The 24,635-nt window shown below is 67.5% G+C and carries 29 protein-coding genes; 1 reads left to right on the forward strand and 28 read right to left on the reverse strand.

The window, feature by feature from the left end; genetic code table 11:
- Positions 1–81: 81 nt before the first annotated feature.
- The 15 genes from rplE to BJ979_RS16560 form a co-directional block, all read right to left on the reverse strand.
- Positions 82–660, reverse strand: coding sequence for a 50S ribosomal protein L5 (gene rplE, locus BJ979_RS16490; RefSeq protein ID WP_179569590.1), 579 nt, complete (start codon positions 658–660; stop codon positions 82–84).
- Entirely contained in the window at positions 660–1,019 is a 360-nt protein-coding gene (gene rplX / locus BJ979_RS16495) for a 50S ribosomal protein L24 (RefSeq protein ID WP_141164381.1), read from the reverse strand. Before rplX ends, rplE begins: the two co-directional genes overlap by 1 nt.
- 3 nt (positions 1,020–1,022) lie before the next feature.
- Positions 1,023–1,391 (reverse strand): 50S ribosomal protein L14, encoded by a 369-nt coding sequence (gene rplN, locus BJ979_RS16500; RefSeq protein WP_179569592.1) that lies wholly within the window; start codon positions 1,389–1,391, stop codon positions 1,023–1,025.
- 3 nt (positions 1,392–1,394) lie between these two features.
- Positions 1,395–1,712: a 30S ribosomal protein S17 gene (rpsQ, locus tag BJ979_RS16505; protein WP_179569593.1), complete on the reverse strand. Its 318-nt coding sequence runs from the start codon at positions 1,710–1,712 to the stop codon at positions 1,395–1,397.
- The gene (gene rpmC, locus BJ979_RS17990) at positions 1,712–2,035 is read right to left on the reverse strand and encodes a 50S ribosomal protein L29 (RefSeq protein ID WP_141164383.1); all 324 of its coding nucleotides are present in this window, start codon (positions 2,033–2,035) and stop codon (positions 1,712–1,714) included. Before rpmC ends, rpsQ begins: the two co-directional genes overlap by 1 nt.
- Positions 2,035–2,454, reverse strand: coding sequence for a 50S ribosomal protein L16 (gene rplP, locus BJ979_RS16515; protein WP_179569595.1), 420 nt, complete (start codon positions 2,452–2,454; stop codon positions 2,035–2,037). Before rplP ends, rpmC begins: the two co-directional genes overlap by 1 nt.
- 3 nt (positions 2,455–2,457) lie before the next feature.
- Positions 2,458–3,219, reverse strand: coding sequence for a 30S ribosomal protein S3 (gene rpsC, locus BJ979_RS16520; protein ID WP_179569597.1), 762 nt, complete (start codon positions 3,217–3,219; stop codon positions 2,458–2,460).
- Entirely contained in the window at positions 3,219–3,623 is a 405-nt protein-coding gene (gene rplV, locus BJ979_RS16525) for a 50S ribosomal protein L22 (RefSeq protein WP_141164386.1), read from the reverse strand. The genes rpsC and rplV overlap by 1 nt, the downstream gene beginning before the upstream one ends.
- 23 nt (positions 3,624–3,646) lie before the next feature.
- Positions 3,647–3,928, reverse strand: a complete 282-nt coding sequence (gene rpsS, locus BJ979_RS16530) for a 30S ribosomal protein S19 (RefSeq protein WP_141164387.1) — start codon at positions 3,926–3,928, stop codon at positions 3,647–3,649.
- Positions 3,929–3,943: 15 nt separating this feature from the next.
- Positions 3,944–4,780, reverse strand: coding sequence for a 50S ribosomal protein L2 (gene rplB, locus BJ979_RS16535; RefSeq protein WP_141164388.1), 837 nt, complete (start codon positions 4,778–4,780; stop codon positions 3,944–3,946).
- Positions 4,781–4,799: 19 nt separating this feature from the next.
- Positions 4,800–5,099, reverse strand: coding sequence for a 50S ribosomal protein L23 (rplW, locus tag BJ979_RS16540; protein ID WP_179569599.1), 300 nt, complete (start codon positions 5,097–5,099; stop codon positions 4,800–4,802).
- Positions 5,096–5,749, reverse strand: coding sequence for a 50S ribosomal protein L4 (rplD, locus tag BJ979_RS16545; RefSeq protein WP_179569601.1), 654 nt, complete (start codon positions 5,747–5,749; stop codon positions 5,096–5,098). The genes rplW and rplD overlap by 4 nt, the downstream gene beginning before the upstream one ends.
- 2 nt (positions 5,750–5,751) lie before the next feature.
- Positions 5,752–6,402 (reverse strand): 50S ribosomal protein L3, encoded by a 651-nt coding sequence (gene rplC, locus BJ979_RS16550; protein ID WP_179569603.1) that lies wholly within the window; start codon positions 6,400–6,402, stop codon positions 5,752–5,754.
- Between the two features lie 26 nt (positions 6,403–6,428).
- Positions 6,429–6,737: a 30S ribosomal protein S10 gene (gene rpsJ / locus BJ979_RS16555; RefSeq protein WP_141145294.1), complete on the reverse strand. Its 309-nt coding sequence runs from the start codon at positions 6,735–6,737 to the stop codon at positions 6,429–6,431.
- Positions 6,738–7,230: 493 nt separating this feature from the next.
- Positions 7,231–8,208, reverse strand: a complete 978-nt coding sequence (locus tag BJ979_RS16560; protein ID WP_179569605.1) for a DNA topoisomerase IB — start codon at positions 8,206–8,208, stop codon at positions 7,231–7,233.
- A 69-nt stretch (positions 8,209–8,277) separates the two neighbouring features.
- Here BJ979_RS16560 and BJ979_RS16565 point away from each other — a divergent pair, with 69 nt between their 5' ends.
- The gene (locus BJ979_RS16565; RefSeq protein ID WP_343046745.1) at positions 8,278–8,973 is read left to right on the forward strand and encodes a nucleoside/nucleotide kinase family protein; all 696 of its coding nucleotides are present in this window, start codon (positions 8,278–8,280) and stop codon (positions 8,971–8,973) included.
- Positions 8,974–9,113: 140 nt separating this feature from the next.
- On the opposite strand, the gene BJ979_RS16570 is transcribed toward BJ979_RS16565, so the two are convergent.
- From BJ979_RS16570 to BJ979_RS16630, 13 genes are all read right to left on the reverse strand, one after another.
- The gene (locus tag BJ979_RS16570; protein ID WP_179569607.1) at positions 9,114–10,079 is read right to left on the reverse strand and encodes a carbohydrate ABC transporter permease; all 966 of its coding nucleotides are present in this window, start codon (positions 10,077–10,079) and stop codon (positions 9,114–9,116) included.
- Positions 10,079–11,383, reverse strand: coding sequence for a carbohydrate ABC transporter permease (locus tag BJ979_RS16575; protein ID WP_179569609.1), 1,305 nt, complete (start codon positions 11,381–11,383; stop codon positions 10,079–10,081). Before BJ979_RS16575 ends, BJ979_RS16570 begins: the two co-directional genes overlap by 1 nt.
- A 129-nt stretch (positions 11,384–11,512) precedes the next feature.
- On the reverse strand, positions 11,513–12,835 hold the full coding sequence (locus BJ979_RS16580) for an ABC transporter substrate-binding protein (protein ID WP_179569611.1): 1,323 nt from the start codon (positions 12,833–12,835) through the stop codon (positions 11,513–11,515).
- A gap of 197 nt (positions 12,836–13,032) precedes the next feature.
- Positions 13,033–14,427 carry a hypothetical protein gene (locus BJ979_RS16585; protein ID WP_179569613.1) on the reverse strand — a complete coding sequence of 465 codons (1,395 nt, stop codon included), beginning with the start codon at positions 14,425–14,427 and terminating at the stop codon, positions 13,033–13,035.
- Positions 14,428–14,511: 84 nt separating this feature from the next.
- Positions 14,512–15,705, reverse strand: coding sequence for an elongation factor Tu (gene tuf / locus BJ979_RS16590; protein ID WP_141164403.1), 1,194 nt, complete (start codon positions 15,703–15,705; stop codon positions 14,512–14,514).
- Positions 15,706–15,826: 121 nt separating this feature from the next.
- Positions 15,827–17,941, reverse strand: coding sequence for an elongation factor G (gene fusA / locus BJ979_RS16595; RefSeq protein ID WP_179569615.1), 2,115 nt, complete (start codon positions 17,939–17,941; stop codon positions 15,827–15,829).
- A 72-nt stretch (positions 17,942–18,013) separates the two neighbouring features.
- Positions 18,014–18,484 carry a 30S ribosomal protein S7 gene (gene rpsG, locus BJ979_RS16600; protein WP_141164405.1) on the reverse strand — a complete coding sequence of 157 codons (471 nt, stop codon included), beginning with the start codon at positions 18,482–18,484 and terminating at the stop codon, positions 18,014–18,016.
- The gene (gene rpsL / locus BJ979_RS16605; RefSeq protein ID WP_141145283.1) at positions 18,484–18,858 is read right to left on the reverse strand and encodes a 30S ribosomal protein S12; all 375 of its coding nucleotides are present in this window, start codon (positions 18,856–18,858) and stop codon (positions 18,484–18,486) included. The genes rpsG and rpsL overlap by 1 nt, the downstream gene beginning before the upstream one ends.
- A 450-nt stretch (positions 18,859–19,308) precedes the next feature.
- Entirely contained in the window at positions 19,309–20,031 is a 723-nt protein-coding gene (locus BJ979_RS16610; protein ID WP_179569617.1) for a hypothetical protein, read from the reverse strand.
- Positions 20,028–20,807, reverse strand: coding sequence for a hypothetical protein (locus BJ979_RS16615; RefSeq protein ID WP_179569619.1), 780 nt, complete (start codon positions 20,805–20,807; stop codon positions 20,028–20,030). Before BJ979_RS16615 ends, BJ979_RS16610 begins: the two co-directional genes overlap by 4 nt.
- The gene (gene pilM, locus BJ979_RS16620) at positions 20,804–21,961 is read right to left on the reverse strand and encodes a type IV pilus assembly protein PilM (RefSeq protein ID WP_343046746.1); all 1,158 of its coding nucleotides are present in this window, start codon (positions 21,959–21,961) and stop codon (positions 20,804–20,806) included. The genes BJ979_RS16615 and pilM overlap by 4 nt, the downstream gene beginning before the upstream one ends.
- The gene (locus BJ979_RS16625; protein WP_179569621.1) at positions 21,877–22,701 is read right to left on the reverse strand and encodes a prepilin peptidase; all 825 of its coding nucleotides are present in this window, start codon (positions 22,699–22,701) and stop codon (positions 21,877–21,879) included. The genes pilM and BJ979_RS16625 overlap by 85 nt, the downstream gene beginning before the upstream one ends.
- Positions 22,698–24,635 (reverse strand): hypothetical protein, encoded by a 1,938-nt coding sequence (locus tag BJ979_RS16630; RefSeq protein WP_179569623.1) that lies wholly within the window; start codon positions 24,633–24,635, stop codon positions 22,698–22,700. The genes BJ979_RS16625 and BJ979_RS16630 overlap by 4 nt, the downstream gene beginning before the upstream one ends.

Consider the following 24,635-nt stretch of genomic DNA (forward strand, 5'->3'; position numbering starts at 1 on the left):
GTTCACCGCTGCCGACCTTCTCTAGGGAAACCCGGCCGGCCGGAGCCGGCCGGGTTGTCGACCTCTGATCCTACAAGAGGATCAGGCGTCGGCCTTCACGAACGGGAAGCCGAGCGCGCGGAGCAGCGCGCGGCCCTCGTCGTCGTTCTTGGCCGTGGTGACGACGGTGATGTCGAAACCGCGGACGCGATCGATGCGGTCCTGGTCGATCTCGTGGAAGATGCTCTGCTCCGAGATGCCGAACGTGTAGTTGCCGTTGCCGTCGAACTGCTTGTCGCTGAGGCCGCGGAAGTCGCGGATGCGGGGCAGGGCGAGCGAGATCAGGCGGTCCGTGAACTCCCAGGCGCGATCGCCGCGCAGCGTCACGTGGGCGCCGATCGGCATGCCCTCGCGCAGCTTGAACTGGGCGATCGACTTGCGGGCCTTCGTCACGACCGGCTTCTGGCCGGTGATCGCGGTCAGGTCCGCCACGGCGCCCTCGATGACCTTCGAGTCACGGGCGGCCTCGCCGACACCGGTGTTCACGACGACCTTGACCAGGCCGGGGACCTGGTGCGGGTTCGTGTAGCCGAACTGCTCGGTGAGCTGCTTGACGATCTCGGCGCGGTACTTGGACTTCAGGCGGGGCTGGATTTTGCCAGCCACAGCAGTCTCACTCATCAGAGGTTCTCTCCGGACTTCTTCGCGTAACGAACGCGAACCTGCTTCTTCACGCCGTCCTTCTCGACCGTCTCGACCTTGTGGCCGACGCGGGTCGGCTTCTTGGTCTTCGGGTCGACGAGGGCGACGTTCGAGATGTGGATGGGGGCCTCGTGGGTCTCGATGCCACCGGTCTTGGTGCCGCGCTGGGTCTGACCGACCTTCACGTGCTTGGTGACGTAGTTGACGCCCTCGACCACGACGCGGTTGCGCTCGGTGAGGACCTCGATGACCTTGCCCTGCTTGCCGCGGTCTCCACCGCGAGCCTGAGTGGCGCCGCTGATCACCTGGACCAGGTCGCCCTTCTTGATCTTCGCCATGAGTTAGATGACCTCCGGGGCCAGCGAGATGATCTTCATGAACTTCTTGTCGCGAAGCTCACGGCCGACCGGTCCGAAGATGCGGGTGCCACGGGGGTCCCCGTCGCCCTTCAGGATCACGGCGGCGTTCTCGTCGAACTTGATGTAGGAGCCGTCCGGACGACGGGTCTCCTTGCGGGTGCGGACGATGACCGCCTTCACGACGTCGCCCTTCTTCACGTTGCCGCCGGGGATCGCGTCCTTGACCGTGGCGACGATGACGTCACCGAGGCCGGCGTAGCGACGGCCGGAGCCGCCGAGCACGCGGATCGTGAGCAGCTCCTTGGCGCCGGTGTTGTCGGCGACCTTGACTCGGGATTCCTGCTGCAGCATGGGTTACTTCGCCTTCTCTGCGATCTCGACCAGACGCCAGCGCTTCGTCGCCGACAGCGGGCGGGTCTCGGCGATGACGACCAGGTCGCCGATGCCGGCGCTGTTCTGCTCGTCATGCACCTTCACCTTGGAGGTACGGCGGATGACCTTGCCGTACAGCGGGTGCTTCACGCGGTCCTCGACCTCGACGACGATGGTCTTCTCCATCTTGTCGCTGGTCACGTAGCCGCGGCGCACCTTGCGGTAGCCGCGTGCGGCCTCGTCACGGACGTCGTGGGCGGCGTGCTCGTGACCCGCTTCAGCCTTCTCGACCTTCGCCATTACTTGCTCGCCTCCTCAGCGGTCTCGTCGGCGGGCGCCTCATCGGCGGCAGCCTTCTTGGTGGACTTCTTCTTCGTGGCCGGCACCTCGGCGGCGACGGGCGTGGCACGGATGCCCAGCTCGCGCTCGCGGATGACGGTGTAGATGCGAGCGATGTCGCGCTTCACGGCACGCAGGCGGCCGTGGCTCTCGAGCTGACCGGTGGCCGACTGAAAGCGCAGGTTGAACAGCTCCTCCTTGGCCTTCTTCAGCTCTTCGACGAGACGCTCGTCCTCGAAGGTGTCGAGCTCGACAGGGGCGAGCTCCTTGGATCCGACGGACATTACGCGTCGCCCTCCTCGCGCTTGATGATGCGTGCCTTGAGCGGCAGCTTGTGGATTGCACGGAGAAGCGCGCCGCGGGCGAGCTCCTCGTCGACGCCGGCGACCTCGAAGAGGACGCGGCCCGGCTTGACGTTCGCGACCCACCACTCCGGCGAGCCCTTACCCGAACCCATGCGGGTCTCGGCGGGCTTCTTGGTCAGCGGACGGTCGGGGTAGATGTTGATCCACACCTTTCCGCCGCGCTTGATGTGGCGCGTCATGGCGATACGAGCGGCCTCGATCTGACGGTTCGTGACATACGCGGGCGTCAGAGCCTGGATGCCGTACTCGCCGAAGCTGACCTTCGTGCCACCGGTCGCCTGGCCGGAACGGCCGGGGTGGTGCTGCTTGCGGTGCTTGACCTTACGGGGAATCAGCATGGTTTACGCCTCAGCTCCTGCGGTGGCGGGGGCGGCCTCGTTGTTGCGGGGGCCGCGGCCACGGCCGCCGTCACGACGCTCGGGGCGCGACGACTTCTGAGACGCCTGCTCGCGAGCGAGTTCCTTGTTGGTGATGTCGCCCTTGTAGATCCAGACCTTCACGCCGATGCGGCCGAACGTCGTCTTGGCCTCGTAGAAGCCGTAGTCGATGTTCGCGCGCAGCGTGTGCAGGGGCACGCGGCCCTCGCGGTAGAACTCCGAGCGGGACATCTCCGCGCCGCCGAGACGGCCGGAGACCTGGATGCGGATGCCCTTGGCACCGGCGCGCTGCGCGCCCTGCAGGCCCTTGCGCATGGCGCGACGGAACGCGACACGGGCGGAGAGCTGCTCGGCGATGCCCTGCGCGACGAGCTGGGCCTCGGCCTCGGGGTTCTTCACCTCGAGGATGTTGAGCTGGATCTGCTTCTTGGTGAGCTTCTCCAGGTCGGCGCGGATGCGCTCGGCCTCGGCGCCGCGGCGGCCGATGACGATGCCGGGACGCGCGGTGTGGATGTCCACACGCACGCGGTCGCGGGTGCGCTCGATCTCGATCTTGGCGACACCGGCGCGGTCGAGCTGCGTGGTGAGCAGACGGCGGATGCGCACGTCCTCGGCCACGTAGTCGGCGTAGCGCTGACCGGGCTTCGTCGAGTCGGCGAACCAACGCGAGGTGTGGTCGGTGGTGATGCCGAGACGGAAGCCGTACGGGTTGACCTTCTGGCCCATTACTTGCTCGCCTTCTTGCTGCCGGCGGCGACCGGGGTCGCGTCCGTGAGCTCGTCAGGGGTCGAGAGCACGACCGTGATGTGGCTGGTGCGCTTCAGGATCTTGAAGGCGCGACCCTGCGCACGCGGCTGGAACCGCTTGCGGGTGGCACCCTCGTCGACCCAGGCACCCGACACGAACAGGTCCTGCTCATCGAGGTACTGGTTGCTCGCATCCGCCTTGACGCGGGCGTTCGCAACAGCGGACGCGACGAGCTTGTAGATCGGCTCGCTCGCACCCTGCGGCGCGAACTTCAGGATGGCCAGGGCCTCCTGAGCCTGCTTGCCCTTGATCAGGGCGATGACGCGACGGGCCTTCTGAGGCGTGACGCGGATGTGTCGCACGCGGGCGATGGACTCCACCATTTCTCTCTCCTCCTCGTGTCGCCTTAGCGGCGACGGCCCTTCTTGTCGTCCTTCTCGTGGCCACGGAAGGTGCGGGTCGGCGCGAACTCGCCGAGCTTGTGGCCGACCATGGTCTCGGTCACGAACACGGGGATGTGCTTGCGTCCGTCGTGCACCGCGATGGTGTGACCCAGCATCGCCGGGATGATCATCGAGCGGCGCGACCAGGTCTTGATCACGTTCTTGCTGTTGGCCTCGTTCGCGACCTGGACCTTGCGGAGCAGGTGGTCGTCGACGAAGGGGCCCTTCTTGAGACTGCGCGGCATCTTCTACAACTTCCCTTAGCGCTTCTTGCCGGCGTTACGACGGCGGACGATGAGCTTGTCGCTCTCCTTGTTGGGGCGACGGGTGCGACCCTCGGCCTGGCCCCAGGGGCTGACCGGGTGACGACCACCGGAGGTCTTGCCCTCACCACCACCGTGCGGGTGGTCGATCGGGTTCATCGCGACACCGCGGACGGTCGGGCGGACGCCCTTCCAGCGCAGACGGCCGGCCTTGCCCCAGTTGATGTTCGACTGCTCGGCGTTGCCGACCTCGCCGATCGTCGCGCGGTTGCGCAGGTCGACGTTGCGGATCTCGCCCGAGGGCAGACGCAGCTGGGCGTAGGGGCCGTCCTTCGCGACGAGACGCACCGAGGCGCCGGCCGAGCGGGCCAGCTTGGCGCCTCCGCCGGGGCGGAGCTCGATCGCGTGGATGACGGTACCCACGGGGATGTTCTTCAGCGGCAGGTTGTTGCCGGGCTTGATGTCGGCGCCGGGGCCCGACTCGATGATGTCGCCCTGCTGCAGCTTGTTCGGCGCGAGGATGTAGCGCTTGGTGCCGTCCACGAAGTGGAGCAGCGCGATGCGCGCCGTGCGGTTGGGGTCGTACTCGATGTGCGCGACCTTGGCGTTGACGCCGTCCTTGTCATTGCGACGGAAGTCGATGACGCGGTACTGGCGCTTGTGGCCACCACCGATGTGACGGGTCGTGATGCGACCGGTGTTGTTGCGGCCTCCGCTCTTGGTGAGCGGACGCAGCAGCGACTTCTCGGGGGTCGAGCGGGTGATCTCGGCGAAGTCAGCGACCGAGGAGCCACGACGACCGGGGGTCGTCGGCTTGTACTTGCGAATAGCCATGTGTCTGTCTCCTTCGGCCTTATCCGACAGCCGTGAAGATGTCGATCGAGCCGGACTTGAGGGTGACGATCGCGCGCTTGGTGTCCTTGCGCTTGCCGAGGCCGAAGCGCGTGCGGCGGGTCTTGCCGGTGCGGTTCAGCGTGTTCACCGAGGCGACCTTGACGCCGAAGATCTTCTCGATCGCCAGCTTGATCTCGGTCTTGTTCGAGCGGGTGTCGACGACGAAGGTGTACTTGCCGTCGTCGATCAGGCCGTAGCTCTTCTCGCTCACGACCGGCGCGATGATGATGTCGCGCGGGTCCTTGTTGTAGCCGCTCATGCGGAGACCTCCTGCTTGGCGGCGGTCTTCGCGGCGACGAAGCCGTCGAACGCAGCCTTGGTGAAGACGATGTCGTCGCTGACGACGACGTCGTAGGCGTTGAGCTGGTCGGCGAAGAGCACGTGCACCGACGGGATGTTGCGCACGCTCTTGAGGCCGGTCTCGTCATCGCGCTCGAGGACGATCAGCACGTTCTTGTCGGCCTTGAGGCCGGCGAGCACGGCGACGGCGTCCTTGGTCGACGGGGTGTCGATGCCGAAGTCGGCGATCACGTGGAGGCGCTGGCCGCGGGCGCGGTCCGAGAGGAGGCCGAGCAGAGCAGCGGCGATCATCTTCTTGGGGGTGCGCTGGCTGTAGTCGCGCGGCACCGGTCCGTGCACGACGCCACCGCCGGTGTGCTCGGGGGCGCGGATCGAGCCCTGACGGCTGCGACCGGTTCCCTTCTGCTTGAACGGCTTGCGACCGGCGCCGGAGACCTCTCCGCGGTTCTTGGTCTTGTGCGTGCCCTGGCGCGCGGCGGCGAGCTGCGCGGTCACCACCTGGTGGATCAGGGGCACGTTGGTCTGCACGTCGAAGATCGCCTCGGGCAGCGCGACCGAGCCGGCCTTCTTGCCCTTCGCGTCGACGACGTCGAGAGTTGCGTCAGCCATGATCACTTCTCCTTCACGGCGGTGCGGACGAAGACGATGCGGCCACGAGCGCCGGGAACGGCGCCCTTGACCAGGATGAGGCCCTTCTCCAGGTCGACGGCGTGGACCTTGAGGCCCTGGACCGTGACGCGGTCGCCACCCATGCGACCGGCCATGCGCATGCCCTTGAAGACACGGCTGGGGGTCGAGGAGGCGCCGATGGAGCCCGGCTTGCGGTGGTTGCGGTGCGCACCGTGCGAAGCGGAGACGCCCTTGAAGTTGTGGCGCTTCATGACACCGGCGAAGCCCTTGCCCTTGCTGGTGCCGACGACGTCGACGTACTGGCCGGCCTCGAAGATGTCGACGGCGAGCTCCTGTCCGAGCGTGTACTCGGCAGCATCGGGGGTGCGGACCTCGGTGAGGTGGCGGCGCGGCGTGACGCCGGCCTTCTCGAAGTGGCCGCCCTTGGGCTTGTTGACCTTGCGCGGGTCGATCTGGCCGTAGGCGATCTGCACGGCCACGTAGCCGTCGACCTCCTGCGAGCGGATCTGGGTCACGACGTTGGGGGTGATCTGGACCACGGTCACGGGAACGAGCTTGTTGTTCTCGTCCCAGACCTGGGTCATGCCGAGCTTGGTGCCCAGCAGACCCTTGGTCGTCTTGAGAGCAGACATGGGAATCCTTCTGGTGGGTGCTCGGGTTAGAGCTTGATCTCGATGTTGACGTCCGCCGGCAGGTCGAGTCGCATGAGCGAGTCGACGGCCTTCGGCGTCGGGTCGACGATGTCGATCAGGCGCTTGTGGGTGCGCTTCTCGAAGTGCTCGCGGGAGTCCTTGTACTTGTGGGGGCTGCGGATGACAACCACCACGTTCTTCTCCGTCGGCAGCGGGACCGGACCGACGACGGTCGCTCCGGCGCGGGTGACGGTGTCGACGATCTTGCGGGCCGACGCGTCGAGACCTGCGTGGTCGTACGACTTCAGTCGGATGCGGATCTTCTGTCCGGCCATACTCAACTCTCTTCTATCTGCTCGGCGCACAGGTCTGGCCTGTCCGCCTTGCGCAGCACTTCTGCTGGCGCACCACTGTTCTTCTGTCAATCCGCGTCCTGCGGACTCCGTGCGGGAACAACCGCACTCGGCACACGCCACTCCAAGGTGTTCCTGGCTGGCAGGCATCCGCGGAGTCGGATTCGATTGAAGCTGTGCTCTGCTGCCCGAGGCCCAACCTCTCGCGAGAGCCGGTCGCGAGGACCTGGCTTCGGGGGTTGTGCACTGCACTGGCAGTGATCCGCGCGCACGCGCACGGAATGTTGAACTAGGAGAGTCTGCCACAGCGCTCGCGCGCCATGCAACCCGGGCGTGTCGCGTTCGGCGTGTCGCGCCCGGCCCGGATTCCCGGGGATGCGAGCCATCCTCTCCCCCGCGCCACGCGACCCGCATCAGGGCTGGCCCGGGCGACGCGGATCGCGGCGTCGCGTGGAGCGCGAGCGGGCGGATGACGTCAGGAGAAGAGGAGCGCGCGCAGCTCCGATTCGGCGGAGGAGAGCCGCGCCGGGTCGATCGTCACCCCGTCGGCGTAGAGGTCGAGGATGCGCGGATCGACGTAGCTGGCGCGCGCGATCGCCGGGGTGTTGCTGAGCACCGCGGAGGCGTCGCGCATCGCCCGGGCGATCGCGCGCTTGCGCGCCGTCGGCGTGCGCTCGGGCCCGTGCTTCGCCAGGCTCACCGCCGCGGCGACCGTGCCGTGCAGGGTGCGGAAGTCCTTGGCCGTGAAGTCGCCGCCGGTGCGGGCGCGCACATCCTCGTTGATCTCGGCGGCGGCGAGCGGATGCCAGCCGCGGTCATCCCGCCAGGCCAGCAGCCGTGCGCGCCCGCCTCGTCGCTTCAGCCGCGCGACGACGGCCGCGAGATCGGCGTCGAGGATGTCGGATTCCCACTCCTGCCCGCTCTTCGCGGGGAAGCGCAGCTCGACGGTGTCTCCCCCGCGCACGGCCACGTGCGCGCCGAGCAGCGTCGACAGCCCGAAGGATCCGTGCGAGCTGGCGTACTGCTCCGACCCGACGCGCAGGCTGCCGGTGTCGAGCATCCGGAACGCGGCGGCGAGCGCCCGTTCGCGGCTCACGCCGACCTCGTCCTCTCGGCGCAGATCGATCGTGACCTGACGCCGGGCGGCGGGCAGCGTCTCGGCCAACGCGAGCGCGCGGTCGTGCTTGATGCGGTCCTTCTGCTCGCGCCAGGTCGGATGGTAGATGTACTGCCGCCGCCCTGCGCCGTCGATGCCGGTCGCCTGGATGTGCCCGTTCGGGAACGGGGCGATCCACACCTCCGTCCAGGCCGGCGGGATGGCGAGGGCGTCGAAGCGCGCCCGCAGCTCGGCGTCGCGCACGGTCGCTCCGGCGGCGTCGCGGTAGCCGAAGCCGCGCCCTGAGGCGACGCGGCGGTATCCCGGTCCGGCAGAGTCGCTGCGGCGCAATCGCATGCGCTGACGGTAGGTCGCGAACGCGGCGCGACCCATCCGCATGCAGTCCGCATCCAGCAGGATGGGAGCGTGCCCTCACCCGAGATCCCTGGACTCGACGCTCTCGTCGCTCGTGCACTCGATCTGCTTCACGGCTCCCCCGCCGCACCCGGCCGGTCACGCACCCGCGTGCTGATCGGCATCGCCGGCAGCCCCGGCGCCGGCAAGACGACCCTCGCGAAGGCGCTCGTCGCCCGACTCGGCGAGCGCGAGGACGGGATCGCGGGGTACCTGCCACTCGACGGCTTCCACCTCGCCAACGCCACGCTCGACCGGCTCGGGATCCACGACCGCAAGGGCGCCATCGACACCTTCGACGGCTGGGGCTTCGTGGGCCTGCTCGAGCGGGTGCGCCGCGAGCTCGACCACACCGTCTACGCGCCCAGCTTCCGCCGCGAGGTGGATGAGGGCGTCGCCGGCGAGATCGCCGTCGAGCCCGAGCACCGCATCGTGGTCGTCGAGGGCAACTACCTGCTCGACGACGCCGAGCCGTGGGACGAGATCGTCGCCCTGCTCGACGAGGCCTGGTTCTGTGCGGCGCCCGACGACGCCCGGGTCGAACGGCTCGTCGACCGGCACACGCGCCACGGGCGCAGCGTCGAGGCGGCCACCGCCTGGGCGCACGACGTCGACGGCGTCAATGCCGAGCGCATCGAGCGCAGCGCCTCGCGCGCGGTGCTGCGCGTCTCGGGCGTCGACGGCCGCATCCTCGCGCCGCTCGACTGAGAGCGACGCGATCGGATCGCGCACCGCGCCGCGCGCGCCGCGCGATCCGCTCATGACTCGGGCCCGGCGGGGAGAGATGACTCCCCCGCCGGGCCCGATCCGTGTCGACGCCCTCCGCGCCGAGCACTCCTGTCGCGCGATCAGCCCTTCGTCGCGCCCGCCAGCAGGCCGCGCACGAAGAAGCGCTGCAGCGAGAAGAAGACGACCAGCGGCACGATGATCGAGATGAACGCGCCCGCCGACTGCAGGTACCACTGAGCACCCCACGAACCGGAGAGCGAGTTCAGCGTCTGCGTCAGCGGCAGGGATGACGAGGGCGCGAAGATCGTCGCCACCAGCAGGTCGTTCCAGACCCAGAGGAACTGGAAGATCGCGAACGAGGCGATCGCCGGCATCGCCAGCGGCAGGATCAGGCGGAAGAAGATCTGCCCGTGACCCGCGCCATCCACCCGAGCCGCCTCGATGATCTCGCCGGGGATCTCGCTGATGAAGTTGTGCAGCAGGAAGATCGCCAGCGGCATCGCGAAGACGGCGTGCGCGATCCACACGGTCGCGAAGCTGTGGTCGGCGTCGCGCAGGTCGAAGCCGGGGAACACGCTCACGCCGTTGATCGTGAGACCTCGCGAGAACAGGCTGAGCAGCGGCACCAGCGCCATCTGGATCGGCACGATCTGCAGAGCGAACACCGCGACGAAGGCGACGCTGCGGCCCTTGAACGGGATCCACGCGAAGGCGTACGCCGCGAGCGAGGCCACCGCGATCGGGATGAGCGTCGCCGGGATCGCGATCGCCAGCGAGTTGATGAACGACTGCCCGAGGGTCAGCGCGGTGCCGCCCGAGGTCAGCGCCGAGAAGTAGTTGTCGAGCGTGAACGACGGGTTCGTGAAGACCGTCCACCAGCCGGACGACGACGAGTCGGCGCCGGGTCGGAACGAGGTCACGAAGAGGCCGAAGGTCGGGATCGTCCAGATGATCGCGATGATGATCGCCGCGATCGTGGCGCCCTTCGAGGTGAGCTTGTTGCGCGCGGCGCGCTCCTGGCGCTTGACCTCGCGCTCCGAGATCGCCGTCGCCCGACGGATTCCGGGCTCGTCGATGGCGGTCATCAGCGCACCTCCTTCTGCTTGCGCATCTGTCGCACGTTGTAGATGATCAGCGGCAGCACGAAGAGGAACAGCACCACGGCCAGCGCCGAGGAGTGCCCGTAGCTCTGGAACCGCTGCTGCTGGTTGACCATCTCGAAGCCCAGCACGGTCGAGTTGTTCCGACCGCCGGTCATGACCGCGACGATGTCGTAGACCTTGAGCGACGCGATCGTGATCGTCGTCAGCACCACGATCACCGACGAGCGGATGCCGGGCACGGTCACGTTGCGGAAGACCTCCCAGGCGTTCGCGCCATCCAGTCGGGCCGCCTCGATCTGCTCCGTCGGCACGCCCTTGATGGCCGCCGAGAGGATCACCATGGCGAAGCCGGTCTGCGTCCAGATGAAGACGAGCAGCAGGCAGAAGGTGTTGAGCACCTCGTTCGACAGCCACGACACCGGCTGGCCGCCGAGCCCGGTGACGATCGCGTTCAGCAGTCCGATCTGCTGGCCCTCGCGGAAGTCGTAGACGAACTTCCAGATGATGCCGGCGCCGACGAAGGAGATCGCGACCGGCATGAAGACGAGCACCTTGAGGAACTTCTCGCCGCGCGCCTTGTCGATGAAGACCGCGTAGACGAGGCCGATCAGCGTCGAGATGACCGGCGCGATGAGCGCCCAGATCAGCGTGTTGATGACCGACCAGAAGCCGTCGGGGTTCGTGAAGGTCCAGGCGTAGTTCTCGAGGCCGACGAAGGTCTTGCCGGTCTTGTCGAAGAACGACTGCCAGATCGTCGAGAGCGCCGGATACACCAGACCGAGGATCAGCAGCAGCGCCGCCGGGGCCAGGAAGATCACCAGCTGGAAGACGTAGCCCGATCCCTCGCGAGCCCGATAGTCGGCGAAGAACAGCAGAGCACCGGCGAGCAGCGCGATGCCGACGACGTAGAGCGTCGCGTTCTGCAGCGGCCGCAGCATCATGAACGCGATCACCGGGATGATGAAGCACGCGGCCAGTCGCAGCACGAAGTAGCCCGGGCCCGGGCGGGGCGCGAACTCGATGAGCACGAGGATGATCGCCACCACTGCGGCGAAGGCGACCACCATGATCGGGATCTGAACCAGCGGGTGCAGCCCGCCGAGGAAGCGGAAGAAGCTGTTGAGCGAGAAGCCGAGCGACGTCGGCGCCGCTCCGGAGACGGCGGGTCGAGTGACCAGCACGAGGAAAAGCGCGACGATCCCGACCGCGGCCACCGCCACGATCGCCCCCGTCACGCTGCGGGGGATGCGACGGCGTCGGGTGACGCCCGGACTGAGGACGGCCATGGGGATCTGCCTTCCTGCGCGGCGCTGCGCGGGTCAGGAGGTTTCGGGACTTCGGATGTTCAGGTGCGCGGAGATGAAGCACCGGCCGGGGAGGGGCTCTGCACCCTCCCCGGCCGGTAGCTCAGCGGATCAGTTGTCGTAACCCGCCTGGATGTCGGCCAGCACCTTGTCGGTCGGGGTGCCGTCGATCCAGTTGACCATCCCCTTCCAGAACGATCCCGAGCCGACGGTCGCCGGCATCAGGTCGGAGGCGTCGAAGCGCACCGTGGTGTCGTCGCTCTGCAGCGTCTTCATCGTCTCGGTGAGGAACTCGCTCGAGGCCAGGGTCGGGTCGGCGCCCTTGTTGGCCGAGACCACGCCGCCCAGCTTCACGCGGGCGTTCGCCCACTCCGGGGTCGACATGTACTCGATGACCTTCTGCACGTTCGCGTCGTCGGAGAATCCGGTGACGAACTCGCCACCGGCCTCGACCGACTTCTGGCCGGCCTCCTCGCCGGGGAGCACGAAGGCGTAGACATCGCCGTCAGGAGCGACCTTGGTGGTCTCGCCCGCCGCGTTCTTGGTCTCGAGGAAGTTCGACGAGAGGAACGACGCCTGGTGGGTCATCGGGCAGCTGCCGTCGGCGACCTTGGCGGCCACGTCAGCGAACGCGGTCGAGTTGATGCTCTTCACGTCGCCGAAGCCCGCGTTGACGTACTGCGGGTCGAGCAGGATCTGACCGACGGAATCGAAGGCCTTCTTGATCTGCGGGTCGGTGAACTTGACCTTGCCGGACACCCAGTCGTCGTAGGTGTCAGGGCCGGCCTGACGAAGGACGAGGTCCTCGATCCAGTCCGTGCCGGGCCAGCCGGACGCGGCGTCGGAGGCGAAGCCGGCGCACCACGAGGGACCGCCGCTCTTCTCGGTGATCGTCTTGGTCAGGGAGATCAGCTCGTCCCAGGTCTGCGGGACCTCGACGCCCCACTCCTTGAACTTCGCCGGCGAGTACCAGACGTAGCCCTTCAGGTTGGCGAGCATCGGCGCGGCGTAGAACTTGCCGTCGTCCGTGCCGTAGGCCTTCCAGTCCTCACCCCAGTACTTGTCGACGTTCTTCGAGACGGCGTCGCTCGCCTCCTTGACCTCGCCGGTGCCGATGAGGCTCTTCAGCAGACCGGGCTGCGGCACGATCGCGATGTCCGGGGCGGATCCGCCCGTCACCTTCGTGACGATGTTGCCCTCGAAGCTCTTGTCACCGGTGTACTTGACCTTGATGCCGGTGTCCTTGGTGAACTGGTCGAAGGACTTGTTCAGGGCGTCGGCTTCACCGCCCGTGATGCCGCCGGAGATCTCGACGGTGGTCTTGCCAGAGCCACCGTCCCCGCTGCTCTCCGCGCATCCCGCCAGAATCAGCGCTGCAGCGCCGGCGAACGCCATCGGCACGAGAAGCCGGCGTCGTCGAGTCCAGTTGCTCATCTTTCCTCCTCATCGAGTACGCGACCTCCGGGTCGCCGACGGGTGGAGTCGAGCGAACGCGCCGGGGGTACGCGCTACTTCAACCTTCGTGCAGGTGATGGCGAGCGGTCAACAGTTGAGACGATCACAACTCGATAACCACCCAAATCGTTTGCGGCGAGCACCATCGCGCGGCGAGCGATTCGAGGGCCGGGGAGTCAGCCGACGACCTTCTTCCACGCCGCTTCGAGGCGACGCTGCAGGTCGGGATGCGGCAGGTCGGTCGCCGCGGTCAGCCCGTCGGCGTCGACGGTGAAATCGGCCGGCACCGCCTTCGAGCCGAGGCTCGTGTCGTCGAGGTAGATGCGCACCCGGTCGCTCGTGCCCTCGATGCCGGCCTGCACGGCCTTCAGGATGCGCTCGGCCTCCTCGGTCGAGGTGAGCGGGTCGATCCCGATGTCGAGGTGGCCCTTGCTCAGATCGATCTTGAGCACGGCCGTCTCGCCCACGAGGTCGGGGACGACCGCGACGAACGGCACGCCGACGGCGTAGGCGGCGGGGACTGTGGCGACGATCTGCCCGTCGCGGTGCATCTGGTAAGTCACCTCGTCCCAGCCGGGGTCGGTCGGGAACCGGGCGAGGGCCTGATCCCAGCCTTCGCGCGTCGTCGCGATCACGGTCAGCAGCCGACTCGGGGTGCGATCGACGGCGGGCTCGACCCAGGCGATGTCGGCCGAACCCGCGAACTCGCTCGCCAGCGCGGTGGATTCGGGCGCGAGCCGCAGCGCGCGGCGCAGCACGCCGGGGCTGCCGGCGATGCCGCCCCAGCCGAGCTTCGACAGGGATCCCTCCGGCACCGACGTCTCGACCGCCGCCGCGACCTCGTCGAAGGGCGCGTCCGCCGGAGCGTAGAGGTCGAAGCCGATGTCGGTGAAGCCGCGCGAGCGTCCGATCGCGATCTCGGCGCCGGGCCATCGAACGAGCGCGTCGTCGAAGATGTCGAGCTTGCCGGAGTCGCCGGCCGTGACGTTGATGTAGTCCCGCCCGTCGGGTGACTGGGCGATCAGCTGATAGCGGCTGTCGAGGCGGGCGTCGCGCAGCTCGCGGAACCCGCTCTGCACGACCGATCTCGCCGTGCCCTGGGCGACGCCCAGCCGGGTGACGTCGCGGTCGATGCGGGCCCAGCGCAGGCCGTCGACGGTCGCGGCCCACGCCGCGATGGCGAGCTTCGCGTCGCCGCCCTCGGGCTTCGTCCGGTCGAGCGACGGCAGCAGCACGGTGATCGGCCCGGCATCGATGCGCACATCAGAGAAGGCACCGCCCTGATCGGCCGCGTGATCGATGACGTCGCGCCCGATCCCCTCGATCGCCTGGGCGGGATCGCCCTTCGCGGTGATGCGCAGATCGCCGATCCGCGACTTCCCGGTGCGGCTCAGCTCGACGCTCGCGACGGACGGGCGTCCGCTCATCCACTCGGCGAAATCGTCGGACTCGCGGTAGGCGGGCAGACAGGCCGACAGCACGGATGCGACGACACCGCCGATCAGCAGCGCCGCCAGCACTCGACGAGCTCGCGCGGTGACGGAACGTGTTCGACTTCCCCTCGACTTCACGCCTCGAGCCTAGGCGACGACGAGCGCTCGGGAACGACGAAGGGGCCGGGCCATACGGCCCGACCCCTTCAGAAGAAGATCGAATTACTTGTTGATCTTGGTGACCTTGCCGGCGCCCACGGTGCGGCCACCCTCACGGATGGCGAAGCCGAGGCCCTCCTCCATGGCGATGGGCTGGATCAGCTCGACCGTCATGTCGGTGGTGTCGCCGGGCATGACCATCTCGGTGCCCTCGGGCAGCGTGATGACGCCGGTGACGTCGGTGGTGCGGAAGTAGAACTGCGGGCGGTAGTTCGCGTAGAACGGGTTGTGACGCCCACCCTCATCCTTCGACAGGATGTACGCGGTGCCCTCGAAGTTCGTGTGCGGCGTGACCGAACCCGGCTTCACGACGACCTGACCGCGCTCGACATCCTCGCGCTTGGTGCCGCGGAGGAGCAGACCACAGTTCTCGCCGGCCCAGGCCTCGTCGAGCTGCTTGTGGAACATCTCGATACCCGTGACCGTGGTCTTCTGCGTCGGGCGGATGCCGACGATCTCGACCTCGGAGTTGATGGCGAGGGTGCCACGCTCGGCGCGGCCGGTGACGACCGTTCCACGACCGGTGATGGTGAAGACGTCCTCGATGGGCATGAGGAACGGCTTGTCCTTGTCACGCACCGGGTCGGGGATGTTGTCGTCGACGGCCTCCATGAGGTCGAGGACCGACTGGGCCCACTTCTCGTCGCCCTCGAGAGCCTTGAGGCCCGAGACGCGGACGACGGGGGCGTTGTCGCCATCGAAGTCCTGCGAGGAGAGGAGCTCGCGAACCTCGAGCTCGACGAGCTCCAGGATCTCCTCGTCGTCGACCATGTCCGACTTGTTCAGCGCGACGAGCAGGTACGGCACACCAACCTGCTTGGCGAGCAGAACGTGCTCGCGGGTCTGAGCCATCGGGCCGTCGGTCGCCGCGACCACGAGGATCGCGCCGTCCATCTGAGCGGCACCGGTGATCATGTTCTTGATGTAGTCAGCGTGACCCGGGGCGTCGACGTGCGCGTAGTGGCGCTTCGGCGTCTCGTACTCGACGTGCGAGATGTTGATCGTGATGCCGCGCTGGCGCTCCTCGGGAGCGGAGTCGATCGAAGCGAAGTCGCGCTTCACGTTGGTGTCCGACGGGTACTTGTCGGCGAGCACCTTCGAGATGGCAGCGGTGAGCGTGGTCTTGCCGTGGTCGACGTGACCGATCGTTCCGATGTTGACGTGCGGCTTGGTCCGCTCGAACTTGGCCTTAGCCACTTGGGTCCTCCTAGGACTCGGTTGAGCGCGTCCGGATGGATTCCGAACGCTCCAGGTTGGTGTGTGTAGTTATGTTACTCAGCGCCGCGGGCCGCCGGAGCCACCCGCGGCGCTGAAGGACTTACTCGCCCTTGGCCTTCTGCACGATCTCCTCGGCCACAGCCTTGGGGACCTCGGAGTAGCTGTCGAAGGTCATCGAGTAGACGGCGCGGCCCGAGGTCTTCGAGCGCAGGTCGCCGACGTAGCCGAACATCTCCGAGAGCGGGACCTTCGCCGAGACGACCTTGACGCCGGTGGCGTCCTCCATCGACTGGATCTGGCCACGACGCGAGTTCAGGTCGCCGATGACGTCGCCCATGTACTCCTCGGGCGTGCGCACCTCGACGGCCATGAGCGGCTCGAGGATGACCGGGTCGGCACGACGAGCGGCCTCCTTGTAGGCCATCGAGCCGGCGATCTTGAACGCCATCTCCGAGGAGTCGACGTCGTGCGACGCGCCATCGATCAGGGTCGCCTTGACACCCACGGTGGGGTAGCCGGCGAGAACGCCGACCTGCATGGCGTCCTGGATGCCCGCATCCACCGAGGGGATGTACTCGCGCGGAACGCGACCACCGGTGACGGCGTTCACGAACTCGTACGAGGTCTCCGGGGTGACCTCGAGCGGCTCGAGCGAGATCTGCACCTTCGCGAACTGACCGGATCCACCGGTCTGCTTCTTGTGGGTGTAGTCGTACTTCTCAACCGTGCGGCGCAGCGTCTCGCGGTAGGCCACCTGGGGCTTGCCGACGTTGGCCTCGACGTTGAACTCGCGCTTCATGCGGTCGACGAGGATGTCGAGGTGGAGCTCGCCCATGCCCTTGATGATGGTCTGGCCGGTCTCCTGGTTCTGCTCGGTGCGGAACGTCGGGTCCTCTTCGGCCAGCTTCTGGATCGCGGTGCCCAGCTTCTCCTGGTCGGCCTTGGTCTTCGGCTCGATGGCGACCTCGATGACGGGCTCGGGGAACGTCATCGACTCGAGGATGACCTGCGCGCTCGGGTCGCTGAGGGTGTCACCGGTGGTGGTGTCCTTCAGGCCGATGACCGCGTAGATGTGACCGGCGGTGACCGAGTCGACCGGGTTCTCCTTGTTGGCGTGCATCTGGAAGATCTTCCCGATGCGCTCCTTCTTGCCCTTGGTCGAGTTGATGATCTGCGCGCCCGAGTCGAGCTTGCCCGAGTAGACGCGGATGTATGTCAGACGGCCGAAGAACGGATGCGTCATGATCTTGAAGGCGAGGGCCGAGAAGGGCTCGGCCGAGTCGGCCTTGCGCTCGATGACCTTCTCCTCGTCGCGGACGTCGTGGCCCTCGACAGCGGGCACGTCGAGCGGCGACGGGAGGTAGTCGACGACCGCGTCGAGCATCGGCTGCACGCCGCGGTTCTTGAAGGCCGAGCCGCAGAACACGGGGTAGATCGCCGAGTCGAGCACGAGCTTGCGCACGGCGCCCTTGATCTCGTCGATCGTGAGCTCCTCGCCGCCGAAGAACTTCTCGAGCAGCGCGTCGTCGGTCTCGGCGACGGTCTCGAGCAGCAGCTGACGGTACTCGTTGGCCTTCTCGACCAGGTCGGCCGGGATCTCCTCGACGGCGTACTCGGCGCCCATCTTCACGTCACCCTTGGCGTCGCCGCGCCAGGTCTTGGCGTTCATCTCGACCAGGTCGACGACGCCCTCGAACGAGGACTCCGAACCGATCGGGAGCTGCATGACCAGCGGCTTCGCGCCGAGGCGCTTGATGATGGTGTCGACCGTGAAGTAGAAGTCGGCGCCCAGCTTGTCCATCTTGTTGACGAAGCAGATGCGGGGCACGTCGTACTTGTCGGCCTGACGCCAGACGGTCTCCGACTGGGGCTCGACGCCCTCCTTGCCGTCGAAGACGGCGACGGCGCCATCGAGCACGCGCAGGTTGCGCTCGACCTCGACCGTGAAGTCCACGTGGCCGGGGGTGTCGATGATGTTGAGCTGGGTGCCCTTCCAGAAGGCGGTCGTCGCGGCCGACGTGATGGTGATGCCGCGCTCCTGCTCCTGCGCCATCCAGTCCATCGTCGCGGCGCCATCGTGCACCTCGCCGATCTTGTGGGTGATGCCCGTGTAGAACAGGATGCGCTCGGTCGTGGTGGTCTTGCCGGCATCGATGTGCGCCATGATGCCGAAGTTGCGGACCTTGTTGAGGTCGGTGAGCACGTCCTGTGCCACGGGGTTTCCTTCCGGGAGAAAGTGGATGCGGGGAGCGGGGCCGGGTTCGCCGGCCCCGCTCGACGCGGGCTGTTACCAGCGGTAGTGCGCGAAGGCCTTGTTCGACTCGGCCATCTTGTGGGTGTCCTCGCGACGCTTCACAGCGGCGCCGAGGCCGTTCGAGGCGTCGAGGATCTCGTTGGTCAGACGCTCGGTCATCGTCTTCTCGCGACGCGACTTGGCGTACGAGGTGAGCCAGCGCAGCGCGAGGGTGTTCGCGCGGTGCGGCTTGACCTCGACCGGCACCTGGTAGGTCGAGCCGCCGACGCGGCGGCTCTTGACCTCGAGGGTGGGGCGCACGTTGTCGAGCGCCTTCTTGAGAACCTGGACGGCATCCTGACCGGACTTCGAGCCGACGCCGGAGAGCGCGTCGTAGACGATGCGCTCGGCGAGGCCCTTCTTGCCATCGACCAGGATCTTGTTGACGAGCTGGCTCACGATGGGCGCGCCGTACACCGGATCGGCGACGACGGGGCGCTTCGGAGCGGGTCCCTTGCGAGGCATTACTTCTTGTCCTTCTTCGCGCCGTAGCGGCTGCGGGCCTGCTGACGGTTCTTCACGGCCTGGGTGTCGAGCGCGCCGCGCACGATCTTGTAGCGGACGCCGGGGAGGTCCTTCACACGACCACCGCGCACGAGCACCATCGAGTGCTCCTGCAGGTTGTGGCCCTCGCCGGGGATGTAGGCGGTGACCTCGGTGCCGTTCGAGAGCTTCACACGGGCGACTTTGCGGAGCGCGGAGTTCGGCTTCTTCGGGGTGGTGGTGTAGACGCGGGTGCAGACGCCGCGCTGCTGGGGGTTCGCCTTCAGGGCGGGCGCCTTGGTCTTGACGACCTTCGGCGTGCGGCCCTTGCGCACCAGCTGCTGAATGGTGGGCACTACTGATTCTCCTTGTCGCTGCACGGTGACAGCGTTTGATGGGATGTGATTTCGGCCATCGAGATCCGCCGCCCGATCGACCTGCGAGCAGGTGCGACAGCGGTGGCTGGCGGATATGCCGTGGGGGTGGGCTATTGGATCTCCCTGACGGGGGACCCGGTGAGCCGGCTGCCCGTGTGCACGACGAAGCGCACACACGCGGTCAAGATTACCCCGCGTGTCGTCTGCGCCGCAAGGTGACGCCGAGCTGGAGACGGGGCTCCCCCATCGGCTCCGGCGAGTGTCCGGAACCTCGGGTGTCTCGAGAACGTCGGGAACGCGTAACGCCCCGCCGGGAAGCCCGGCGGGGCGCACGCGTGCAAGGTCAGCGGAGGGATTGCTGCTTGCAGTCTGGCCGGCGGCGCAAAAAAGGGGGGATGCGCCGCCGGGGTCTGGGTGGATGGAGTGGCGTCAGCCGTTCGCGGGCGTTGCAGCAGGCGCGGTGTTCGCGACCGTGTTGCTCAGCGCGTAGATGCTCCCGTCGAGCGACGCCGTGGTTGTGCCGCTCTCCTCCTGCGTCAGGGTGACCCCGGTCAGCAAGATCAGCCGGTTCCCGTTCTGCAGCCGCTTGATGAAGTCGAGAACCTGGTCATGGGTCCCAGCCAGAGCGATCGTCACCTTGATGACGACGAAGTTCGCCGCAGTGACCGCGCCCTTCGTGAGCGGCACGTCAGCTGCAGCCGCGCTCGGCGCTGCGGCTGTAGCTGAAGCCGAGGCCGACGGAGATGCGCTCGGGCTCGCCGACGCTGCGGCAGGGTCCGCCGGCGCCGCCGGCGCCGCAGGCGGCGCGTACGCCACGGGCGTCGACACGTCGAGCGAGCTCACAGAGGCGCCACTCTGCCCGCTGATGTCGGTCAGCTCGGCGATGAAAGCCGCGCCATCGACTCCGGCCGGCAGCTTCTTACGGATCTCCGCGGCCTGCTCGTCGAGCTCGTTCTTCTTCTTGGAAGCTTCGGTCAAACCGCTGATCTGACTGCGAAGGTCGACGAGTTGAGCGTCGACATTCGCCTTGTCAGACGAGGCTGTCGCGATGGCTCCGAGCTGAGGTTGCACGCCGAGGAACACGCCACCGGCGATGAGCGCGATGCAGACGACCGCGGTCACGAGGTACCAGATCCTGTTGTCGAGCTTCATTTGTCGGTCCCCTGCTTCGGGGCGTACTTGTACGAGTACGCGTCCTTATTGATGTGCATGACGAGCTCGAGCGTGTACACGCCTGTGCTTTCGTCGCGAGAGAAGCTTGTCGGCGTCGCGTCGACAAAGCCGGGCAGCGTGGAGAGGCTGTCGATCCAGTCCGGGATACTCGGCGCGGTCGGCGATTCTGCGCTGAACGTCAGTGTGCCGATTCGGGAGCCCTCAAGCGGGGTTGAAGGCTGCGTGTACGGCTCCTCGATGCCCTGACTGTCGGCCGTGATGCTGGTGATCGTGACGCCCGCTGGCAGGTTTGCCTGAAGCTGGGAGATGTAGCCAGCCCAGTCGATATCGCTCGATCCGCCGACCTGCAGCGCCGCGTCACCGGTGGCGATGAGCGTCTGCGTCTGACGGATGTCGCTGAACTTCGCGAGATCGAGGTTGAGCTGGTCGACCTCGGCGCGGGCGTCCTGCACGGCGGCCTGGGCCGCGAAGCCCAGATACCAAGAGCCACCTACGGCACCGGCGACGACGATCGCGACGACGAATACGAGCAGGCGCAGGTTGCGGCGGATTCGACGCTTGCGTCGATTGTCATAGATCTCCGGCGGCAGCAGATTCGCTCTCGGCGAGAGCGCCAGCGCGGGAGCGGGTCCCGCTTTGGAGGCCTTGACGACGGGAGCCGGGGCGGCGGGAGCGTCCTGCGCCGGCGCGGCCACCGGCTCGACGGCCTTCGACTTCGACTTCGACTTGCCGATCGGACGCGTCAGGATGCTCATGACTTGCTCCCGAGGGCGAGACCGGCCGCCACGGGCACACCGGCGAGGTCGGCGCGGAGACGTTCGGCGTCGACCGTCTTGGCGACGCTGAATCGGGCCAGCGGGTCAGGGAGACCGACGGGGAGGCGGATGGCATCGGCCATCGCCGCGGGCAGGCCGGCAAGCTGCGCACCGCCCCCGGAGAGGTAGGCGCGGTCGAGGCGGACCCCCTGGTGGGTGTTGACGAAGAAGCTCAGGGTGTTGCGCACGCTGTCGATCAGTTCACCGGCGGCGGTCACGATCGCCTCGACGGCGGGCTTCCAATCGGGGGCGACGTTCTCGGAGTTCAGCCCGAAGCCGCGCTTGACCTTATCGCTCTGAGCCGCGTCGAGTCCGAGACGGCGAACGAGCGCCTGCGTGATGTCCTCGCCGCCACTCTGGATGATGCGCACGAACTGCGGCACGCCGTTGGCGGCGATGACGACACTCGTGGTGGTCGCTCCGATGTGCACGATCGCGACGAGGTCGCGGGAGTCCGACATCGGAACCAGCGCTCGCGTCAGCGCGAACGGGATGAGATCGACCTCGACCGGGTCGAGCCCGGCAGCCTGAACCGCCTCGACGTTCTTCAGGACGGGTTCCTTGACCGCCGCGATCAGCAGTCCGTTGACCACGTCGGAGTTCTCCGAGCGCCCGGCCGACACCGGGTAGAAGTCGAGGATCGCATCGGCGACAGGCACCGGCAGCAGCTCCTGCACCTGGAAAGGCAGGCTCTCCTTGATCTGTGCAAGCGGCATCTGGGGCACGGACACGTCGCGCACCATCACGCGCTGGTTGCCCATTCCGAGCACGACCTTCTTGCTCTTGAAGCCCGCGGTCGCCCAGAGCTGCTTGAGCGCGGCCGAAACGGTGCCCACCTCGAGCACCTCACCCTTCTGGATCGCCGTCGGCGGTACCACGATCGAGTGGTAGCGCAGCAGTGTGGGCTTGGCCTTTCCGGGGTCCGCGAGTTCCGCGGCCCGGATCACCCCGTTCCCGATGTCGAGCCCGACGATTGTCGAAGCCATGTTTCCCCCCTTAAATGTGCGCGTCAGCGAATGCCGACGAGCGTCAGATACGCCTGAGCCAGCGGCTCTCCGGCGAAGATCCCGATCCAGGCGCCGAGCAGCATCCACGGTCCGAACGGGATGCCGGTCTTGCGACCGCCCCGACGGAGCGCGATGAGCACGATTCCGAAGACCCCTCCCAGCGCGAACGCCGAAGCGATCCCGACGGCCAGCTGCGGCCATCCGAGGAAGCCCAGCAGCATGCCGATGACGCCGGCGAGCTTGACGTCGCCGAGACCCATGCCGCCCGGGTAGGCGAAAGCCAGGATGAAGTAGAACAGCAGACTGCCGGCCGCGCCGATCAGCGCGGGGACCAGTCGGCCCGCGTCTCCTCCGGCGAGGGCGGCGGCCGTGACCAGCACCGCCATGACGGGGTAGGCCGGATACACGATCGCGTTCGGCAGACGGTGCACGTCGACGTCGATCATCGTGAGGGCGACAGAGATCGCCGCGAAGTAGAGCAGTGCGGCCAGCACGGCGGCCGAGGCGAGCGCCTGCCCGATCGTGGCCGCGGTCACGACAGCCGGCGTGAAGACGAGCGCCACGCCGATGAACGCGAGCCCCGTGACGAGCTCGATCGCGGGATAGCGCGCCGAGATGCGCATGCGGCACGAGCGGCAGCGCCCTCCGAGCAGCAGCCACGACAGCAGCGGCACGTTGTCGCGCCCCTTGATCGGGGTCTCGCATCCCGGGCAGGCCGAGGCGGGGGCGACGACCGAGAGGCCGTTGGGCACGCGGTAGATCACCACGTTGAGGAACGAGCCGATCGCGAGACCGAGGGCGCCGAGCACCCCGACGACGGCGATCATGAGCCGGCCGCCTTGGCGCCGGCAGAGGTGAAGGCCGCGGGCACGCTCGCGATCTGCGAGACGCCGTAGCTCAAGCTGGCGGGAGCGAGGTACTTGGGCGGCGCGTTGTACTTCAGCGTCGCGTCGTACTGGTAGTTCTTGCTGTAGCCGGTCGAGATGGTCTGACCACCCGTAGCCACCGTGCCGCGGTACTTCTGCGCGAGGCTGCCCACGATCTTGAGCTCGCCGCGCGGGCCGAAGGCGTCGTAGTTCTGCACCATGATCGTGCCGTCGACGGCGAGGAGCGCCGCGTTGATCTCGCGGTTCTGGGCGCCGTAAACGGGCTGGATGTAGTTGCGTCCACCCGACTGGTACACGTTCATCGGGTTCCAGATGATGATCGCCGACTGTCCGACGACACCGAGCAGGTTGTAGTCGCTGCCGTCGATGAAGCTGTTCGCCGCATACTTGACGTCGCCCGTGATGTAGGCGTAGCGGCTCGCGCCGACCGTGACATGGCCCTTCAGCGTGCCGGAGATGTAGACGTCTCCCGAGTTGCAGGTGTAGGAGTTCGCGCCGCCCGGCGACGCCGCGTAGTTCTCGCTGTCGGCGGGGTACTGCACGCTCGTGCCGCCGCGGGTGAGGGACCACCCGTAGAGGTAGCTTCCCCCGTTCCACGACGTGGCGCGCGTGCAGGCGAAGGTGGCGCCGGCGGCCGTGAATGACTTGCGCTGCGTCGGGTCCGACGAGACGCTCGGGTAGTTGACGTCCTTCTTGTTGGTCGGCACGTCCTGCACCCAGATCACGTTGTCCTTCGGGACCGTCACCGTGGCGCCGCCGATGCTCTGCAGCGTGTTGTTCTGCACCGTGTTCGTCGTGGTCGACACGGCGCCGCACTCGGCGGGCGCGGTGCCGGTGAGACCGTCGGTGGAGGGGCGCGTCTTCTGCGTCCAGGGCGAGATCACGGTCATGGTGCCGTCGGCGTTGAAGGTGATCTGCGTCGGACCGGTGTAGGTGCAGCCGGGCGCGTCACCGGTGTAGCCGTCCGAGGTGCCCTCCACGGCGAGTGCGGACGAGGAGTCGGGCAGCGGGAACGACGAGCCGTTGGCGGGGTTGGACCCGCCGGTCGAGCTGTTCGTCGCCTTGTCGTAGGTGCTGTCGGAGCAGCCGCTGCTCGCCTTCACGACCGGCGCGTAGCCGGCGGGCGCCGCCGAGGTCACGTTGCCGCGGAAGCGGGCACCGCAGGAGACGAACTGGTCTTCGGAGAAGACGTCGCCCTGCAGGTCGTCACTCGCGGCGAACTGGACCACGCAGCTGATGTTGGTCGGGCGCGCCGGGGTGTCCCACGGGTAGCGCGAGCAGCGCGTGTCCGAGCCGGTCACCCGCGAGTCGGTGACTTCGTACTTCGTGTAGTAGACGAAATCGTAGAAGCCCTTCTTGCGGAGGTCGGCGATGACCGAGCGCACCGAGCTGCCGACCTTGCCGGTCGCGCGCACGTGGATGATGCCACCGCTCGCGTAGTCCTTGGTGTTGACCTCGTAGCGGAAGGTCGCCTTGTTGGTCGTCCCGGGCACCGAAGCCCAGCGGCCGGAAGCGTCGACGTCGAAGGCCGCGTTGTCCAGGTCTCCCGTGGGGAGGGACAGGAGCATCGCCCCCGTGCTCGACTTGCTCGTCTTCGAGAACTCGGCGTTGGGGTTGCCGTACTTGACGTAGTTGGGCGCCGAGGTCAGTCGCGACTTGTAGTCGTTGAGCCCGGCGACGGCGGCGGCGTACGCCGAGGTCCAGTTGTTCTCGGTGTCGGTCTTCTTCATCGAGCTCGACGAGACGTTGAGCGAGACCGCGACGAGCGCGAGCATCAGCATGCCGATGCCGAGTACGGACACGAGTGCCCAGCCGCTCTCCTCCCCGGAGCGCAGACGGCCCAGGCGACCCAGGATGGTCGATCGTGCGGTCAT

The sequence above is a fragment of the Schumannella luteola genome, assembly GCF_013408685.1.
In the GTDB taxonomy this organism is placed as follows: Bacteria; Actinomycetota; Actinomycetes; order Actinomycetales; family Microbacteriaceae; genus Schumannella; species Schumannella luteola.